This is a genomic window from Streptomyces sp. NPDC056883 (genome assembly GCF_042788835.1).
GTDB classification, from domain to species: Bacteria; Actinomycetota; Actinomycetes; order Streptomycetales; family Streptomycetaceae; genus Streptomyces; species Streptomyces stoeckheimensis.
In genome coordinates, this window is sequence record NZ_JBHUBS010000003.1 from 379,783 (window position 1) to 397,235 (window position 17,453).

A 17,453-nucleotide genomic window follows, 5' to 3' on the forward strand; every position below is an offset into this window, starting at 1 on the left:
CGGACATGGCGCAGCAGGAGAACGACGTTGTCGAGAGCGTGAACGACGGGTACGTCGTCGACACCGAGGACTGTGAGGCGCGCGAGCTCGCCCACCGCGAGCGCGGCACCGCCCGCCCGATCACGGTGGTCGGCAACCCGGTCCTGCACCGGGAGTGCAAGGACGTCACCGAGTTCGGCGACGAGCTGGCGCAGCTGATCGACGACATGTTCGCCAGCCAGAAGGCCGCCGAGGGCGTGGGCCTCGCCGCGAACCAGATCGGCGTCGACGCCAAGGTCTTCGTCTACGACTGCCCGGACGACGACGGCAACCGTCACACGGGCGTGGTGGTCAACCCGAAGCTCGTCGAGCTCCCGGCCGGCGCCCGCGTCCTCGACGACTCGAACGAGGGCTGCCTGTCGGTCCCGACCGCCTACGCCTCGCTGGCCCGCCCGGACTACGCCGAGGTGACCGGCCAGGACGCGCAGGGCAACCCGATCAAGGTGCGGGGCACCGGCTACTTCGCGCGCTGCCTCCAGCACGAGACCGACCACCTGTACGGCTACCTGTACATCGACCGGCTCTCGAAGCGGGACCGCAAGGACGCGCTGCGGCAGATGGAAGAGGGCACCCCGCGCTACGAGACGGTTCCGAACGCGTAGCCCCCGTACGACCAACGCGAAAGGCGCCCCCTCCGGTCAGGAGCGGGGCGCCTTTCGCTCGGGACGGCGCGGCTCGGCCTAGTCCCAGCCGAGGTCGCTCGGGTCGGTGGTGGCCGGGTGCCGGCCGACGGTCCGGATGGCGCGAGTCATGGGAACCCCCCTGTCGTATGTGAACCACCAAACCGTAGGGCGAAAACGATCAAGACGGGGGAAGTTCACGATCAGCTGAGGAGCCGGCCGGACGTCAGGCCGCGGACGGGCCCCGGAAAGCACGGCGGAAGGCGTTCGGGGTGGTGTTCAGCGTCCGCAGGAAGTGGTGGCGCAGGGCGGCCGCGGTACCGAAGCCGCAGCGGCCCGCGATCGCGTCCACCGTCTCGTCGGTGGCCTCCAGCAGCTCCTGAGCCAGCAGCACCCGCTGGCGCAGCACCCACTGGTACGGGGTGGTCCCGGTCTCCTGGAGGAAGCGCCGGGCGAAGGTCCGCGGGGACATGTGCGCCCGCTCCGCGAGCTGCTCGACCGTGATCTCCTCCTCCAGGTGGCGGCCCATCCAGCCGATCACCTCGCCCACCGTGTCGCAGGAGGTGCGGGGCAGCGGGCGCTGGATGTACTGCGCCTGCCCGCCGTCCCGGTGCGGCGGTACGACCATCCGCCGCGCGATGGTGTTGGCCACTTCGGCGCCCTGCTCCTGCCGGACCAGGTGCAGGCAGGCGTCGATCCCGGAGGCGGTGCCGGCCGAGGTGATCACCTGGCCCTCGTCCACGTAGAGCACGTCCGGATCGACCCTGGCCCGCGGGAAGCGGCGGGCCAGGGCCGGGGCGTGCATCCAGTGCGTGGTGCAGCGCCGGTCGTCCAGCAGCCCGGCGGCGCCCAGCATGAAGGCCCCGCTGCACACGCTCAGCACCCGTGCGCCCCGGTCCACGGCCCGCCGCAGCGACTCCAGCAGCGGCTCCGGATACTCGCGGGTCGGTGCCTGGCGGTCGGCGGGCAGGCAGATCAGGTCCGCCTCCTCCAGCCGCTCGGGTCCGTAGGGGAGGGTGAGGCTGTAGTGGCCGTCTCCGACGGTGATCGGGTTCTCCTCCATCGCGCAGACGGCGAAGTCGTAGGTGGGCAGCCCCATCGCGCTCCGGTCGATCCCGAAGACCTCGCAGAAGATGCCCATCTCGAAGGGGGTGACGCCGTTCACGACGGCCACGGCCACGTTCTTGAGGGGGGAAGGCTTCAGCATGACCCCAGTGTGGCAGTAATTCGCTCTTTCATGACAGTCCTGCCACTGTCCGGTTTCTGCCGTCCTGGCGAGAGTGGAGTCATGAACACCTTCCTCGACTACCTCGTCGTCCTCGCCGTCGCCGCCCCGCTCCTGGGCCCCGCGCTCTACGGGGCCGCGCGCGAGCGCCGCCTCGACCGTCAGATCCGTGAGGCCCGGGAGCGTGGTCAGCCGAGAGCCGGGTCCCGCTCCGTGGTCACGGTCCATCCGGTCGCCCTGGCACGGACCCGGCGGCGGTCCGTGAACAGCAGCACGAAGGCCGCCGCGAGGGAGAGCGCCGACAGCGAGCACAGCACCCAGGACAGCGCATGGGTGGACGGGGTCAGCAGGGGCGCCAGCAGCAGGGCGAAGGCGGTGCACAGGGCGGCGAGCCAGGGCACGTGCGAGCCCGCCGCCACCGGGGTGAGCGGCGGAACGGGCCGTACTCCGCGTCGGGGGTCCGGCTCCGCGGTGCTGTCCGCGAGCACCTCCTCGAAGGTGTCGCGGTCGAGCGACAGCCAGAGCGCCTCCCCGTCGTCGGTGACGAACACGACGGGCTGAAGGGCCCCGAGCAGCCGCCAGCGCGCGGCGCCGCACAGCCAGCCGGGCCGCCCGGCGAACGCGGCCGCGAGCGCGGGCAGGGAGTGATCGACATCGGCGTGGCCGGTGCGGGCCCCGATCCGGGTGCCGTCCGCGAGCGTGAGGCCCAGCCGGGACGTGGACCTCGTGCTCAGGGTCCCCGCGCGTCGGCCGAGGACGGTGGTGTCCGTCCGCAGGGCGGCGGTGACCTCGGCGCGGACGGCGGGCAGGGGGCCGCCGGAGCGCGCGTCCTCGCGGAGCACCCGCAGGGGGCCGGTCAGCATGAACACCCGTGCCAGGCCGAGGCCCAGGACGGGCAGCAGGGCGAGGACCGGGAGCAAGAGGAGGAAGCCGGCGCCGTCCGGGGTGCGGGGACCCCACAGGGAGGATCCGCCGGTGCCGAGCCGTTCGGTGTCGGACTCCTCGTCGATGTACCCGCCGAGCCCCGGCCTGCCGGGGACGTGGAGCACCCACACGTGGTCGCCCTTCTTCGAGGCGAAGGGGCCGAGCCGGGCTCCGTCGACGCGCAGCGGCTCGGTGTCGTGGATCGCGGGCACTTCGACGGTGACATCACCGGTGTGCCGCGGGTGGGTGGAGCCACTGCGGCGGCCCGTCCACTCGCCCACTTTCCGCAGGGCGTGCACGCGCGTGATGCGTACCTCGTCGACGACAGCACCCGCGTCCTGCAGGGCCGAGATGCGGCGGGCGTCGGCCCCGTCGGGCTGCAGGGCCAGATCGGCGAGGACCACCGGGGCGCAGAAGAGGAACCAGGCGAGCACGTACGGCCGGAGCAGTCCGATCCGCCTCCACCGCAGCCGCCCGGGCGGCGCCGGAACGGGTGCCGCGGCGGCCTCCGCCGCGGTCCGTGCCGCGGTGGTCCGTGCCGCGGTGGTCCGTGCCGCGGTGGTCCGTGCCGGCCGGAGCCGGCCCGCGAGCCAGGCGGCGGTGCACAGGAGCGCCGCCGCCCCCGGTATGACGACGTCCGGGCGGGGCACGAGCATGCCCGGTCTGACGACGAAGGCGTAGATCGCGACCTGCGCCAGAAGCAGCGCGGCCCCGCCCGAGAACCTGGTGAGCCAGGTGGATCTTCCCATGGGCGGGGACGCTAGCAAGCGATGACGGGGGCCTAGAAGTCCTCGTCCAGGTCGACCGTGCCCTCGACCGCGACCTGGTAGGCCGACGGGCGGCGCTCGAAGAAGTTCGTCAGTTCCTGGACGCCCTGGAGCTCCATGAAGGTGAACGGGTTCTGCGAGCCGTAGATGGGCGCGAAGCCGAGGCGGACCAGGCGCTGGTCCGCGACGCACTCCAGGTACTCGCGCATCGACTCGGTGTTCATGCCCGGCAGGCCGTCACCGCACAGGTCGCGGCCGAACTGCAGCTCCGCCTCGACGGCTTCCTTCAGCATGTCGACGACCTGCTGCTGGAGGGCGTCGTCGAAGAGCTCCGGCTCCTCCTTGCGGACCGTGTCCACGACCTCGAACGCGAAGTTCATGTGGCAGGTCTCGTCCCGGAACACCCAGTTGGTGCCCGTCGCCAGGCCGTGGAGCAGGCCGCGGGAGCGGAACCAGTACACGTACGCGAAGGCGCCGTAGAAGAACAGGCCCTCGATGCACGCGGCGAAGCAGATCAGGTTCAGCAGGAAGCGGCGGCGGTCGGCGGCCGTCTCCAGGCGGTCGATCTTCTCCACCGAGTCCATCCAGCGGAAGCAGAACTGCGCCTTCTCGCGGATCGACGGGATCTCCTCGACCGCGTCGAAGGCGGCCGCGCGGTCGTCCGGGTCGGGCAGGTAGGTGTCGAGCAGCGTCAGGTAGAACTGGACGTGCACGGCCTCCTCGAAGAGCTGGCGCGACAGGTACAGGCGCGCCTCCGGGGAGTTGATGTGCTTGTACAGGGTCAGCACGAGGTTGTTCGAGACGATCGAGTCGCCCGTCGCGAAGAAGGCGACCAGCCGGCCGATCATGTGCTGCTCGGAGGGCGTCAGCTTCGCGAGGTCGGCGACGTCCGAGTGGAGGTCGACCTCCTCGACGGTCCAGGTGTTCTTGATCGCGTCCCGGTAGCGCTCGTAGAAGTCCGGGTAGCGCATGGGACGGAGGGTCAGTTCGAAGCCCGGGTCCAGGAGGTTCTTCGTGGTGTCGGTGGTGCTCATTACTGGCAGGCCTCGCAGGACTCGGGGTTTTCAAGGGAGCAGGCCAGCGCGTCGGCGTCGACGGCCTGCGGGAGCGGGGTGGCGGCCGCCGGGACCGTGCTGCCGGAGGCGGCGCGGGCGATCTTCGTCGCGGGGCGGGAACGCAGGTAGTACGTGGTCTTCAGGCCCTGCTTCCAGGCGTACGCGTACATCGAGCTGAGCTTGCCGATGGTGGGCGTCTCCAGGAACAGGTTCAGCGACTGGGACTGGTCGAGGAAGGGGGTGCGCGCCGCCGCCATGTCGATCAGGCCGCGCTGCGGGATCTCCCACGCCGTGCGGTACAGGTCGCGCACCTCCGCCGGGATCCAGCCGAAGCCCTGGACCGAGCCGGAGGACTCGCGCAGCGCCTCGCGGGTCTGGGCGTCCCAGACGCCGAGCCGCTTGAGCTCCTGCACCAGGTAGCCGTTGACCTGGAGGAACTCCCCGCTCAGGGTCTCGCGCTTGAAGAGGTTGGAGACCTGCGGCTCGATGCACTCGTACACGCCCGCGATGGAGGCGATGGTCGCCGTCGGGGCGATGGCCAGGAGGAGCGAGTTGCGCATCCCGGACTTCGCGACGCGGGCGCGCAGCGCGTCCCAGCGCTCCGGCCAGTTCAGCTCGACGTCGTAGTGATCGGGGTGCAGGACGCCGCGGGCCGTGCGGGTCTGCTCCCACGCGGGGAGCGGGCCGTTGCGCTCGGCCAGGTCGCAGGAGGCCTCGTACGCCGCGAGCATGATGCGCTCGGAGAGCTTCGTGGACAGGGCCTTCGCCTCGGGGGAGTCGAAGGGCAGCTTCAGTTGGAAGAAGACGTCCTGGAGGCCCATCGCGCCCAGGCCCACCGGACGCCAGCGGGCGTTGGAGCGGCCGGCCTGCTCGGTCGGGTAGAAGTTGATGTCCACGACGCGGTCGAGGAAGGTGACCGCGGTGCGGACGGTCTCGTCCAGCCGCTCCCAGTCGATGTCCCCGGACTCGGCGAGGACGAAGGCGCCGAGGTTGACCGAGCCGAGGTTGCAGACGGCCGTCTCGCCGTCGTTGGTGACCTCGATGATCTCGGTGCAGAGGTTCGAGGAGTGGACGACGGTGCCCGGCTCGGCGGTCTGGTTCGCCGTGCGGTTGGAGGCGTCCTTGAAGGTCATCCAGCCCTGGCCGGTCTGCGCGAGGGTGCGCATCATCCGGCCGTACAGGTCGCGGGCGGGCATGCTCTTGCGGGCCAGGCCCGACTCCTCGGCCTTGCGGTAGGCGGCGTCGAACGCGTCGCCCCACAGGTCGACCAGCTCGGGGACGTCGGCCGGGGAGAACAGCGACCAGTCGGCGTCGGCGTTCACGCGGCGCATGAACTCGTCCGGCACCCAGTGGGCCAGGTTCAGGTTGTGGGTGCGGCGCTGGTCCTCGCCGGTGTTGTCGCGGAGCTCCAGGAACTCCTCGATGTCCGCGTGCCAGGTCTCCAGGTAGACCGCGGCTGCGCCCTTGCGGCGGCCGCCCTGGTTCACGGCGGCGACGGAGGCGTCCAGCGTCTTCAGGAACGGGACGATGCCGTTGGAGTGGCCGTTCGTGCCGCGGATCAGCGAACCGCGGGCGCGGATGCGGGAGTACGAGAGGCCGATGCCGCCGGCGTGCTTGGAGAGGCGCGCGACCTGGTGGTAGCGGTCGTAGATCGAGTCCAGCTCGTCCAGCGGGGAGTCCAGCAGGTAGCAGGAGGACATCTGCGGGTGGCGGGTGCCGGAGTTGAAGAGCGTGGGGGAGGACGGCAGGTAGTCCAGGCGGCTCATCAGCCGGTAGAGGGAGGCGACTTCCTCGACGGCCTGGACGGACTCGTTCTCCGCGAGGCCGCAGGCCACGCGCAGCATGAAGTACTGGGGGGTCTCGATGACCTGGCGGGTGATCGGGTGCCGCAGCAGGTAGCGGCTGTGCAGGGTGCGCAGGCCGAAGAAGCCGAAGCGGTCGTCGGCGCCCTCGGCGAGCGCGTGCTCGACCAGCGCGTCGAGCCGGTTCGCGTGCAGGCGTACGAAGTCTGCGGTGCGGTCGGCGATGAGCCCCTCGCGGTGGCCGACCTCGACGGAGCCGGAGAAGGAGGTGGAGCCCTGGCCGGCGGCCTCGTCGCGGACGGCCAGCGTCAGCAGGCGGGCGGCGAGCCGGGAGTACGCCGGGTCCTCGGAGATCAGCCCGGCGGCCGCCTCGGTGGCGAGCGTACGGAGCTCCGCCTCGTCGGCGGCGGCGCTGCGGCCGCGCAGCGCGGCGGCGGCGACCCGGCCGGGGTCGGTGTCGGGCAGGTCGGCGGTCAGCTCGGTGAGCGTGCGCAGGAGCGCGGCCCCCGGACCCTCGTAGGTGGACGGGTCGGACTCGGCGCGCGGTGCGGAAGGCGCGATGGTCACGGGGGGAGCTCTCCCTCGCTCGGCTCCGGGGTCACCGTTGGTGCGGGGCGCGAGGGGGCGCACGTGGGGGAGCGCGTGCCTGGCAGGGCAGTGCGCGTGCGCCACGTGGCGTCCACCGGCCCAACCGCGAGGCCCGGACGTGTCTGCACCCGGTTCGGTCGAGCCGGGCGCACTGTCGGCAGGTCCTCGGACTTGCGGATGCAGCGAGCGGGTCGGTGCATTTCATACCGTTGCGGGACAGTTCCGGATTCTCACCGGATTCCCCTGCGACGACAGCGAGCATGAGCATACATGTGGGGGCCGGTGCTTGCGGTAGCCCCCACATGTTGTGTCGCTCCTCGCGGGCGGTGTGGCCTAGAGCTCCAGGCGGTAGGTGAGCAGGGGCAGCCCCGGAACCGGGTACCAGTCCCGCTCGGGGGTCCGTACGAAGCCCAGCCGGTCGTAGATCCGGTGCGCCCCGAGCATCTTCTCCGTGGTCGACAGCACCAGGTGGCTCACGCCCTCCAGCTCCCGGGCGCGGTTCACGCAGGCCCGTACGAGGGCCTCGCCCGCGCCGCGTCCGCGGGCTGCCGGGGAGACGGCCAGCATCCGGAACTCCGCCTCGCCGGGGCCCGCGATATCGCAGAGCGGGCTGCCGGGAGGGGCGAAGGTCACACCACCGAGCAGCGTGCCCTCGTACGCCGCGACGAGCACCTCGCCGTCGGGTGCCCGGCCGGCGACGTCGCGCAGCCGGCTCAGGTAGGGGTCCTCCTCGGCGAAGTCGAGCAGTCCGTCGTCGAGGTACGCCCGTGCGGTGATCTCGCCGAGCTCTTCGTATTCGGCGGCCGCCGCCGTCCTGATGATGATGTCCATGGCATCGAGTGTGCGCCAGGGAAACGCAAGGGGCCGCCGCGTTCCGTCGGGTGGACGGAACGCGGCGGCCCCTGTGCGGCCCCACGGTTCAGCAGCAGCGGAACCCTTCGCGCGGGTCGCCCTCGCGGGCGTCCGTGCGGGCCCGTTCGAAGGCCCGGCGCGACTGGACCACCGCGTCCGGATCGTGCGTACGGGCGTGCGCCACGTAGCGGTCGTAGGCGGCCTCGCCCGAGAACTCCCTGACGAAGAACCGGGCCCGGCCCAGCACGTGGCGCAGGCGCGTCACGCGGGTTCCCGCACGGAGTCCTGGACGCGGCCCCCGCCCGAGTCCAGGCCGGCGGCGGCGAGTTCCGCCCGCTCCTCGGCCGTCGGGATCAGACCGGCCGGGGCGACGAGCTTGGACTCGGTCCACGGGATCTCGGCGAGCTTGACCGACTCGGGCTTGCGGATGGCCGCCAGGCAGGTCCGGGCGGCGTCCACGAGCACGATGATGATCAGCAGGGCGAAGAACACCGACAGGACGCCGTCCACCGTGGCGTTGGTGACCACGGTGTGCATCTCGTCCATGGTCTTGGCGGGCTTGAGGACCTTGCCCGCCTCGATCCCGTCCTGGTAGACGTCCCGCTGCGCGAAGAAGCCGATCTTCGGGTTGTCGGAGAAGATCTTCTGGTAGCTGGCGGTGAGCGTGACGGCCAGGTCCCAGGCCAGCGGAACGCCCGTCACCCAGGCCCACTTGAGCCGGCCGGACTTGATCAGCAGGGTGGTGCAGACGGCCAGGGCGACCGCCGCGAGCAGCTGGTTCGCGATGCCGAACAGCGGGAAGAGCTGGTTGATGCCGCCCAGCGGGTCCTTGACGCCGACCCACAGGAAGTAGCCCCAGCCGCCGACGACGATCGCGCTGGCGAACCAGACGCCCGGCTTCCAGCTGACGTCCTTGAAGGACTTGTGCACGTTGCCGAGGGTGTCCTGGAGCATGAAGCGGCCCACGCGGGTGCCGGCGTCCACGGTCGTCAGGATGAACAGGGCCTCGAACATGATCGCGAAGTGGTACCAGAACGCCTTCATCGAGGCGCCGCCGATCACGGACGAGAAGATCTCCGACATTCCGAGTGCGAAGGTCGGCGCGCCGCCCGTACGGGACAGCAGGCTGGTCTCCTCCACGTCCTTCGCGGCCTGGGTGAGGGCCTCGGGGGAGATGGCGAAGCCGAAGTTGGTCACGGCCTGCGAGGCCGTCTCGACGGTGGCGCCGACGACGCCGCCGGGGGAGTTGATGGCGAAGTACAGGCCCGGGTCGATGATGCAGGCCGTGATGATCGCCATGATGGCGACGAAGGACTCGGTCAGCATCGCGCCGTAGCCGATGACCCTGACCTGGGTCTCCTTCTGGATCATCTTCGGGGTGGTGCCCGAGGAGACCAGCGAGTGGAAGCCGGACAGGGCTCCGCAGGCGATGGTGATGAAGACGAACGGGAACATCGAGCCGGCGAAGACCGGGCCGTCTCCGCGCGAGGCGAAGTCGGTGACCGCGGGCATCTTCAGCGTCGGCATGGCGATGACCACGCCCGCGGCGAGCAGCCCGATGGTGCCCACCTTCATGAAGGTGGAGAGGTAGTCGCGCGGGGCGAGCAGCATCCACACCGGCAGGACGGACGCCACGAACCCGTAGGCGATCATCCAGAGGACCAGCGTCTCCTTCTCCAGGGTGAAGGTGTCCGCCAGCGAGGACTCGGCGACCCAGCCGCCCGCGACGATGGCGAGCAGCAGCAGCGCCACACCGACGACGGAGACCTCGGTGACCCGGCCCGGGCGCAGGACGCGCAGGTAGAAGCCCATGAAGAGGGCGATCGGGATGGTCATGCCGATGGAGAAGACGCCCCAGGGGGAGTGCGCCAGCGCGTTGACGATGACCAGGGCCAGCACGGCCAGCAGGATGATCATGATGGCGAAGACGCCGATCAGCGCGGCGGCGCCGCCGACCGGGCCGATCTCGTCCCGGGCCATCTGGCCGAGCGAACGGCCGTTGCGCCGGGTGGAGAAGAAGAGCGTGACCATGTCCTGGACGGCGCCCGCGAAGATCACGCCCACGACGATCCAGATCGTGCCGGGCAGGTAGCCCATCTGCGAGGCGAGTACGGGACCCACGAGCGGTCCGGCGCCGGCGATGGCGGCGAAGTGGTGGCCGAAAAGCACCCGTCGGTCGGTCGGGTGGAAGTCGACACCGTTGTCAAGGCGTTCGGCGGGGGTGGCGCGGGTCTTGTCCACCTTCAGTACGCGGTGCGCGATGAAGCGCGCGTAGAAGCGGTAGCCGATCGCGTACGAGCCGAGCGCGGCGGCGAGCAGCCAGGCGGCCGAGATCTCCTCGCCGCGCGAGAGCGCCAGCACGCCCCAGCCGATGGCTCCCACGAGGCCGACCAGCACCCACAGGGCCACGGCCTTGGGGGACATGGCCCCTGATGGAGAAGGCGAGCCCGGCGTGGTGCCCGGACTCGCCGCGTCCCGTACCGCCCGTGTTGCTTCCGGGCCTGGTTCCGTCATGATCCTCGTCCCCTCGTTGATCATCTGCATGGGCGCAGGGAATCTACGGGGGACCGCCCGCTGGACGTAAGCCCCCGTCCGTATAGCGGAACGAGAGTCAACTACGAATCAGACGGCGGGGCGCTGGAGTCGGGCGACGAACTTGTAACGATCGCCGCGGTATACGGAACGCACCCACTCGACGGGCTCCCCGTCGGCGTCCAGCGAATGGCGGGAAAGCATCAGCATCGGCAGTCCGACGTCGGTGCCGAGCAGTCCGGCCTCCCGCGGGGTGGCCAGCGAGGTCTCGATGGTCTCCTCCGCTTCGGCGAGGCGCACGTCGTACACCTCGGCGAGGGCGGTGTAGAGGGAGGTGTACTTGACCAGCGACCGGCGCAGCGCGGGGAAGCGCTTGGCCGACAGGTGCGTGGTCTCGATGGCCATCGGTTCGCCGCTGGCCAGGCGGAGCCGTTCGATGCGCAGGACCCGGCCGCCGGTGGCGATCTTGAGGAGGCCGGCGAGGGTGTCGTCGGCCGTCACGTAGCCGATGTCCAGGAGCTGGGAGGTGGGTTCCAGGCCCTGGGCCCTCATGTCCTCGGTGTACGAGGAGAGTTGGAGCGGCTGGGAGACCTTCGGCTTGGCGACGAAGGTGCCCTTCCCCTGGATCCGCTCCAGCCGCCCCTCGACGACGAGCTCCTGGAGGGCCTGTCGGACCGTGGTGCGGGAGGTGTCGAACTCGGCCGCGAGCGTGCGCTCGGGCGGCACGGGGGTGCCCGGTGGAAGGGTTTCGGTCATATCGAGCAAGTGGCGCTTGAGTCGGTAGTACTTGGGCACGCGTGCCGTGCGGGTGGCCGCCCCGCTGTCCGGCTCCGTGATCGCCCCTTCGGTGGCCATCGCCGCCCGCCTTCCCGACTCCAGTTTCGTTGCCGTCACCGGCTCCTCCGATATGTGCGGTCACATCGTGACACGGGAGGGAGGGCGGGCCTCCTCCCTCCCCCAGGTGTCGGTCCGATAACGGACCGAGCACCCGCTCATTAGACCCTTGACACCCCTAAAGGTCTAGGCCAAGCTCCAGCTACTGGTCTACACCAATATGGATCAGATCCCGGCCCCACGGGCAGTACTTGGTGCTTTTTGAGTCACCGCGGCGGGCAAGGGAAGTTGCAGGCAGCATCCCTGAGGAGGGTGGCGTGAAGCGCAAGCTCATCGCGGCGGTCAGTGTCGCGGGCATGATGGTCGGAGTCGCGGCGTGCGGCAACGGCGGCGACGACAAGCCGAAGGCCGACGCGGGTGGCGCCAAGGAGATCACCGTCTGGGTGATGGACGGCTCCGCACCGAAGACCTGGATCGACGCGGTCAACGCGGAGTTCTCCGCCAAGCACCCCGGTGTCACGGTCAAGGTAGAGGTCCAGCCCTGGAAGGGCATCCAGGAGAAGGTCACCACGGCCCTCTCCGAGAACACCCCGCCGGACGTCCTGGAGCTCGGCAACACCCAGACCGCCGGTTACGCGGTCACCGGTGGTCTCGCCGACCTGACCAAGGACAAGGCGAAGCTCGGCGCGGACGCCTGGGCGAAGAGCGGTCTGGCCTCGGCCGAGATCGACGGCAAGCTCTACTCCGCTCCGTGGTACGCGGCCAACCGCGTCGTGATCTACGACAAGAAGGCCTTCGAGAAGGCGGGCGTCACGGCCCCCAAGACCCGCGACGAGTGGGTCGCCGGCCTGGAGAAGCTGAAGGCGGCCGACCCGGCCTCGCAGCCGATCTACCTGCCCGGCCAGAGCTGGTACGTCCTCGCCGGTCTCATCTGGGACGAGGGCGGCAACCTCGCCGTCAAGGACGGCGACAAGTGGAAGGGCGGTCTCGGTACCCCCCAGGCCGCTTCCGCGATGGAGTTCTACAAGAAGCTCCAGTCCTTCTCCACCGCCCCGAAGGACAAGGACGAGGCGAACCCGCAGCAGTCCACCGACGTCGTTCCCAAGGGTGGCGTCGCCTCCTGGATCGGCCTCGGCTGGGAGGCCGGCGGTGCCGAGAAGGCGCTGAAGGACGCGGGCAAGGAAGCCGACTTCGGTTACTTCCCGATCCCGGGCAAGACCGCCGACAAGCCGGGCACCGTCTTCCTCGGTGGCTCGAACCTGGCGATCGCCGAGCGCTCCAAGAACAAGGACCTCGCCAAGGAGTGGCTGGCCCTCGCCGCAGGCAAGGACCAGATGACCAAGTACGCCGCCGAGGTCAAGGGCGCGCTGCTCCCGAACCAGGTCGGTGCGAACTTCGCCCCGGCCCCGGGCTCCTTCGCCGAGGCGATGGCCAAGGGCGGCGTCAACGGCAACATCACCCCGGTGACCCCGGGCTGGGCGAACGTCGAGACCGAGCCGAACCCCATCAAGGAGTTCATGACGAAGGTCCTGAAGGGTGACGACGCCGCCAAGGCGGGTGCGGACGCGGACAAGGAAATCGCGAGCCGCATCAACAAGTAACACCCCGAAGTACCCGTACTGAACGCACCGGGGTCGCGCATTGACAGACGTAAGCGCCGCCTGCTCCGAGCGGGGAAGCGGGTGCCAGTCGCCACAGTCAACCGCGAGGAAGCCCAGACATGACCGTGCACTCCCAGGGAGCGGCCACTTCCGCTCCACAGGACGCACCACACGAGTCCGCGGGGCCGGCCCAGACGCCGCCGCCCACCGGAGCCAAGGCAGCGTCCCAGTCTCCTCGCGGGGGCAGAAAGTCGCTCCCCTCAGGGTGGTTGCCGTACCTCCTGATCGGGCCCGCCGTGCTCAGCATGGCGACCCTGCTGCTCTACCCGCTGATCAAGAACATCATCCTGTCGTTCCAGAAGGTCGACAAGATCGAGTTCATCCAGCGGAAGGCGCCGTTCAACGGCGTGGACAACTACACCGAGCTGCTGGGCGACTCGCAGTTCTGGACCGTGGTCGTCCGCAGCTTCCTCTTCACCGCGGGCAACGTCTTCCTGATCATGGTGCTCGGCAGCCTCATCGGGCTCCTCCTGAACCGGCTCGGCAAGTGGATGCGCCTGGTCCTGTCGATGGCGCTGGTGATGGCCTGGGCCATGCCGATCGTCGCCTCGGTGACCGTCTTCCAGTGGCTGTTCGACGAGCAGTACGGCGTCATGAACTGGCTGATGCGCACCGCCGGCTTCGCCGGCTACGACCAGCACAACTGGTTCGAGACCGGCATGTCCACGATGGTGATCATCACCGTCCTGCTGGCCTGGGGCTCCATCCCCTTCGTCGCCCTCAACATGTACGCCGGCCTGACCACGGTCAGCGGCGAGCTGTACGAGGCCGCGCGCATGGACGGGGCCAACGGCTGGCAGACGTTCTGGAAGGTCGTCTTCCCGAACCTCAAGTCGTTCTTCCTGGTCACGACGTTCCTCGAGGTCATCTGGATCTTCAAGGCCTTCACGCAGATCTACGCGATGAACAAGGGCGGCCCCGACCGCGCCTCGGAGACCCTGACGATCTACGCGTACGTAGAGGGCCAGAGCCAGGGCCACTACGGTCTGGCCGCGGCGATCTCCGTCCTGACGATCGTGATGCTCGTGGTCGTCATGTCCTTCTACTTCCGTCTGATCCTGAAGCAGGAGGAGGAGCAGTGAGCACCACCACCGCCCCGAAGCCCGCGCCGTCCGCGCCGTCCGCGAAGCCCCAGCAGCTGCGCAACCGCCGGCCGATCCGTCCCGCGGCCGTCGCCAAGAACGTCGGCGCCCTGCTGCTGGCCGTCCTCTTCGTCTTCCCCGTCTACTGGATGTTCTCCTCGGCCCTGAAGCCGTCCAGCGAGATCCTCTCCAAGGACCCCGTCTTCGTCTTCACGCCGACGATGGAGAACTTCACCAAGGCCACCGGCGTCGACCTGTTCTGGACCTACGTCGCGAACAGCTTCATCGTCACCATCGGGGCCGTCACCCTGGCCCTGCTCGTGGCCCTCGCCGCGAGCTTCGCCATCGCCCGCATGAGGTTCAAGGGCCGCAAGGGCCTGGTCCTCGCGGTGATGATGGCCCAGATGGCGCCCTGGGAGGTCATGGTCATCGCGATGTACATGATCGCCCGCGACTCCGAGATGCTGAACAGCCTCCCGCTGCTCACCGCGATCTACTTCGTGATGGTCCTGCCCTTCACCATCTGGACCCTGCGCGGCTTCATCGCCGCCGTCCCGGTGACCCTGGAGGAAGCCGCCCAGATCGACGGCTGCACCCGCGGCCAGGCCTTCCGCAAGGTGATCTTCCCGCTGCTGGCCCCCGGCCTGATGTCCACCTCGCTCTTCGGCTTCATCACGGCCTGGAACGAGTTCGCGATGGTCCTGATCCTGAACAAGGACAAGACCGCGCAGACCCTGCCGCTGTGGCTGACCCAGTTCCAGACCGCCTTCGGCAACGACTGGGGCGCCACCATGGCCGCTTCCTCGCTCTTCGCGGTCCCGGTGCTGCTCATCTTCGTCTTCCTCCAGCGCAAGGCCGTCGGCGGCATGACCGCCGGCGCCGTGAAGGGATAACGGCCCATGACTGTCCTTGCGCACCGCACGGATACGGTGACCCGGGACGCGCTCGCGGTCCTTCAGCCCGGCTTCGAGGGCACCACCGCGCCCGCCTGGCTGCTCCGGCAGGTCGCCGAAGGCCTCACCGCCGTCGGCCTCTTCGGCCGCAACATCACCTCGCCCGAGCAGCTCGCCGCGCTGACCGCGCAGCTCCGTACCGAGCGGGACGACGTCCTCGTCGCCATCGACGAGGAGGGCGGCGACGTCACCCGCCTGGAGGTCCGGGGCGGTTCCTCCTTCCCGGGCAACCTGGCCCTCGGCGCCGTGGACGACGTGGACCTGACCCGCGACGTCGCCCGCGAGCTGGGCCGCCGGCTCGCCGAGTGCGGGGTCAACCTCAACTGGGCCCCGTCCGCCGACGTCAACTCCAACCCGGACAACCCGGTCATCGGCGTACGGTCCTTCGGCGCCGACACCCACCTCACCGCCCGGCACACCGCCGCGTACGTCGAAGGCCTCCAGGCGGCCGGCGTCGCCGCCTGCACCAAGCACTTCCCGGGCCACGGCGACACCAACGTCGACTCGCACCACGCGCTGCCGCGCATCGACGTGGACCTCGAGACCCTCGCCGCGCGGGAACTCGTACCGTTCCGGGCCGCCATCGAGGCCGGCACCAAGGCCGTCATGAGCGCCCACATCCTGGTGCCGGCCCTGGACCCGACCCGCCCGGCCACCCTCAGCCCGCAGATCCTGACCGGTCTGCTGCGCAAGGAGCTCGGCTACGAGGGCCTCATCGTCACCGACGGCATGGAGATGAAGGCCATCGCCGGGACGTACGGCATCGAGCGCGGCTCGGTGCTGGCCATCGCGGCCGGCGCCGACGCCATCTGCGTCGGCGGCGGGCTCGCCGACGAGGGCACCGTGCTGAGCCTGCGCGACGCGCTGGTCGCGGCGGTACGGGACGGCTCGCTGCCCGAGGAGCGCCTCGCCGAGGCCGCCGCCCGGGTCCGTTCGCTGGCGGAGTGGACCCGCCAGGTCCGCAGGGGCGCGCGGCCGGAGGGGAGCAGCGCGCCCGGCATCGGACTGGCGGCGGCCCGCCGCGCGGTGATCGTGACGGGTTCGCCCAAGGCGGCGGCCCCGGTGAACGCCCCGTACATCGCCACGCTCACCCCGGTGGCGAACTTCGCGGTCGGCGACGAGACCCCGTGGGGGGTGGCCGCGGAAGTGTCCGCACTGGTCCCGGGCACCGACTCGGGCGTGTACCCGGAGGGGTCGACGGCCGCCGACGTCCTGGCCGCCGCGGGGAACCGCACCGTCGTCGCGGTGGTCCGCGACGCGCACCGGCACCCGTGGATGACCGAGGCCCTGGACGCGCTCGTCGCGGCGCGGCCGGAGACGATCGTGGTCGAGATGGGCGTCCCGCAGGCCGAGCCGCGCGGCGCGCTGCACATCGCGACGCACGGCGCCGCCCGCGTCTGCGGTAGGGCTGCCGCCGAGATCATCGCCGGGGTGTAGCAGGCCCCTGCGGGCCGGCTGCCGGGGCTCCGCCCCGGACCCCGCGCCTCAAACGCCGGCGGGGCTGGATGCATCCAGCCCCGCCGGCGTTTGAGGCGGTCTTTCCGGGTCTGGGCCGGGTCGGAGCACGAAGCGAAGGGCCGGGCCCCCCGACGGGGGGAGCCCGGCCCTTCGGCGTGTGACGGTGCGGCCTACAGTCCCTGCCAAGCGGGCTTGTTGGCAAACGTGTGCCGGAAGTAGTCCGCCAGCTTCAGCTTCGACGCGGCGGCCTCGTCCACGATCACCGTGGCGTGGCGGTGCAGCTGGAGCGCGGAGGCCGGCACGAGGGCGGACAGCGGGCCCTCGACGGTCTGCGCGACGGCCTCCGCCTTGCCCTCGCCGGTGGCCAGCAGGACCAGGTGGCGGGCGTCGAGGATGGTGCCGATGCCCTGGGTGATGACGTGGTGGGGCACCTGCTCTATGTCGTTGTCGAAGAAGCGCGCGTTGTCCACGCGGGTCTGCTCCGTCAGCGTCTTGATGCGGGTGCGGGAGGCGAGCGAGGAGCAGGGCTCGTTGAAGCCGATGTGCCCGTCCGTGCCGATGCCGAGGAGCTGGAGGTCCACGCCGCCGGCCGCGGCGAGGGCGCGGTCGTAGGCGTCGCAGGCGCCGACGATGTCCTCGGCCGAGCCGTCCGGGCCCATGAAGGAGGCCTCGGACAGGCCCAGCGGTTCCACGACCTCGCGCAGGACGACGGCGCGGTAGGACTCCGGGTGTCCGGCCGGCAGGCCGACGTACTCGTCGAGCTGGCAGACGCGGGCCTTGGAGGCGTCGACCAGTCCGGCCTTGACCTTGGCGGCGAGGGCCTCGTAGATGGGCAGCGGGGTAGAGCCGGTCGCCACGCCGAGCAGGGCGTCGGGCTTGCGACGGACCAGGGCGGCCATGGCCTCCGCGATGAGCTCGCCGCCTGCCTTGGCGTCCGGGACGATGACAACTTCCACGCGGGGCCTGCCGATCTGGAGTGTGACGATTGTGGTATAGACCAATCTAGCAGAGGCGATGCCCCGTTGCCGGGTCTTCGCGCACACTCCATGGTGGGCCGGATC

General features: G+C 70.4%; 14 protein-coding genes and 1 riboswitch. Of the genes, 5 read left to right on the forward strand and 9 right to left on the reverse strand.

The features are described from left to right. Positions 1-5: 5 nt before the first annotated feature. The gene (gene def, locus ACFRU2_RS10745) at positions 6-641 is read left to right on the forward strand and encodes a peptide deformylase (RefSeq protein WP_274549486.1); all 636 of its coding nucleotides are present in this window, start codon (positions 6-8) and stop codon (positions 639-641) included. A 244-nt stretch (positions 642-885) separates the two neighbouring features. Here def and ACFRU2_RS10750 read toward each other — a convergent pair whose 3' ends face one another. From ACFRU2_RS10750 to ACFRU2_RS10785, 8 genes are all read right to left on the reverse strand, one after another. Beyond that, the gene (locus ACFRU2_RS10750) at positions 886-1,866 is read right to left on the reverse strand and encodes a helix-turn-helix domain-containing protein (protein ID WP_382970371.1); all 981 of its coding nucleotides are present in this window, start codon (positions 1,864-1,866) and stop codon (positions 886-888) included. Between the two features lie 206 nt (positions 1,867-2,072). Next, positions 2,073-3,557 carry a hypothetical protein gene (locus ACFRU2_RS10755; RefSeq protein WP_382970373.1) on the reverse strand — a complete coding sequence of 495 codons (1,485 nt, stop codon included), beginning with the start codon at positions 3,555-3,557 and terminating at the stop codon, positions 2,073-2,075. A 32-nt stretch (positions 3,558-3,589) separates the two neighbouring features. After that, positions 3,590-4,609, reverse strand: a complete 1,020-nt coding sequence (locus tag ACFRU2_RS10760) for a ribonucleotide-diphosphate reductase subunit beta (protein ID WP_274549489.1) — start codon at positions 4,607-4,609, stop codon at positions 3,590-3,592. Further along, positions 4,609-6,999, reverse strand: a complete 2,391-nt coding sequence (locus ACFRU2_RS10765) for a ribonucleoside-diphosphate reductase subunit alpha (RefSeq protein WP_382970376.1) — start codon at positions 6,997-6,999, stop codon at positions 4,609-4,611. Before ACFRU2_RS10765 ends, ACFRU2_RS10760 begins: the two co-directional genes overlap by 1 nt. A 159-nt stretch (positions 7,000-7,158) precedes the next feature. Next, a riboswitch (cobalamin riboswitch) is annotated at positions 7,159-7,295 on the reverse strand. 58 nt (positions 7,296-7,353) lie between these two features. Next, positions 7,354-7,851 (reverse strand): GNAT family N-acetyltransferase, encoded by a 498-nt coding sequence (locus tag ACFRU2_RS10770; RefSeq protein WP_382970380.1) that lies wholly within the window; start codon positions 7,849-7,851, stop codon positions 7,354-7,356. Positions 7,852-7,939: 88 nt separating this feature from the next. Next, a complete protein-coding gene (locus ACFRU2_RS10775; protein ID WP_254384080.1) occupies positions 7,940-8,137 on the reverse strand; it encodes a YbdD/YjiX family protein in 198 nt (65 codons plus the stop codon). After that, entirely contained in the window at positions 8,134-10,296 is a 2,163-nt protein-coding gene (locus tag ACFRU2_RS10780; RefSeq protein ID WP_382970383.1) for a carbon starvation CstA family protein, read from the reverse strand. The genes ACFRU2_RS10775 and ACFRU2_RS10780 overlap by 4 nt, the downstream gene beginning before the upstream one ends. Before the next feature lie 198 nt (positions 10,297-10,494). Next, on the reverse strand, positions 10,495-11,259 hold the full coding sequence (locus ACFRU2_RS10785) for a GntR family transcriptional regulator (RefSeq protein ID WP_250750353.1): 765 nt from the start codon (positions 11,257-11,259) through the stop codon (positions 10,495-10,497). A 296-nt stretch (positions 11,260-11,555) separates the two neighbouring features. Between ACFRU2_RS10785 and ACFRU2_RS10790 the strand changes: the two genes are divergently transcribed. The 4 genes from ACFRU2_RS10790 (at position 11,556) to ACFRU2_RS10805 (ending at position 16,371) form a co-directional block, all read left to right on the forward strand. Continuing rightward, complete coding sequence (locus ACFRU2_RS10790; protein ID WP_351383730.1) at positions 11,556-12,839, forward strand: extracellular solute-binding protein; 1,284 nt, start codon at positions 11,556-11,558, stop codon at positions 12,837-12,839. Positions 12,840-12,958: 119 nt separating this feature from the next. Next, on the forward strand, positions 12,959-13,981 hold the full coding sequence (locus ACFRU2_RS10795; RefSeq protein ID WP_382970387.1) for a carbohydrate ABC transporter permease: 1,023 nt from the start codon (positions 12,959-12,961) through the stop codon (positions 13,979-13,981). Between the two features lie 56 nt (positions 13,982-14,037). Further along, positions 14,038-14,874 carry a carbohydrate ABC transporter permease gene (locus tag ACFRU2_RS10800; protein ID WP_382970837.1) on the forward strand — a complete coding sequence of 279 codons (837 nt, stop codon included), beginning with the start codon at positions 14,038-14,040 and terminating at the stop codon, positions 14,872-14,874. A 6-nt stretch (positions 14,875-14,880) separates the two neighbouring features. Next, complete coding sequence (locus tag ACFRU2_RS10805) at positions 14,881-16,371, forward strand: glycoside hydrolase family 3 protein (RefSeq protein WP_382970390.1); 1,491 nt, start codon at positions 14,881-14,883, stop codon at positions 16,369-16,371. 191 nt (positions 16,372-16,562) lie between these two features. Here ACFRU2_RS10805 and nagB read toward each other — a convergent pair whose 3' ends face one another. After that, positions 16,563-17,348: a glucosamine-6-phosphate deaminase gene (nagB, locus tag ACFRU2_RS10810; RefSeq protein WP_250750358.1), complete on the reverse strand. Its 786-nt coding sequence runs from the start codon at positions 17,346-17,348 to the stop codon at positions 16,563-16,565. Positions 17,349-17,453 lie beyond the last annotated feature (105 nt).

Excerpts from the sequence above, each read along its gene's own strand:
- def (WP_274549486.1), top strand. The coding sequence starts at position 6 with ATGGCGCAGCAGGAGAACGACGTTGTCGAGAGCGTGAACGACGGGTAC.
- ACFRU2_RS10780 (WP_382970383.1), bottom strand. The coding sequence starts at position 10,296 with ATGTCCCCCAAGGCCGTGGCCCTGTGGGTGCTGGTCGGCCTCGTGGGA.
- ACFRU2_RS10805 (WP_382970390.1), top strand. The coding sequence starts at position 14,881 with ATGACTGTCCTTGCGCACCGCACGGATACGGTGACCCGGGACGCGCTC.
- ACFRU2_RS10760 (WP_274549489.1), bottom strand. The coding sequence starts at position 4,609 with ATGAGCACCACCGACACCACGAAGAACCTCCTGGACCCGGGCTTCGAA.
- ACFRU2_RS10770 (WP_382970380.1), bottom strand. The coding sequence starts at position 7,851 with ATGGACATCATCATCAGGACGGCGGCGGCCGCCGAATACGAAGAGCTC.
- ACFRU2_RS10785 (WP_250750353.1), bottom strand. The coding sequence starts at position 11,259 with ATGGCCACCGAAGGGGCGATCACGGAGCCGGACAGCGGGGCGGCCACC.
- ACFRU2_RS10795 (WP_382970387.1), top strand. The coding sequence starts at position 12,959 with ATGACCGTGCACTCCCAGGGAGCGGCCACTTCCGCTCCACAGGACGCA.
- ACFRU2_RS10755 (WP_382970373.1), bottom strand. The coding sequence starts at position 3,557 with ATGGGAAGATCCACCTGGCTCACCAGGTTCTCGGGCGGGGCCGCGCTG.
- ACFRU2_RS10750 (WP_382970371.1), bottom strand. The coding sequence starts at position 1,866 with ATGCTGAAGCCTTCCCCCCTCAAGAACGTGGCCGTGGCCGTCGTGAAC.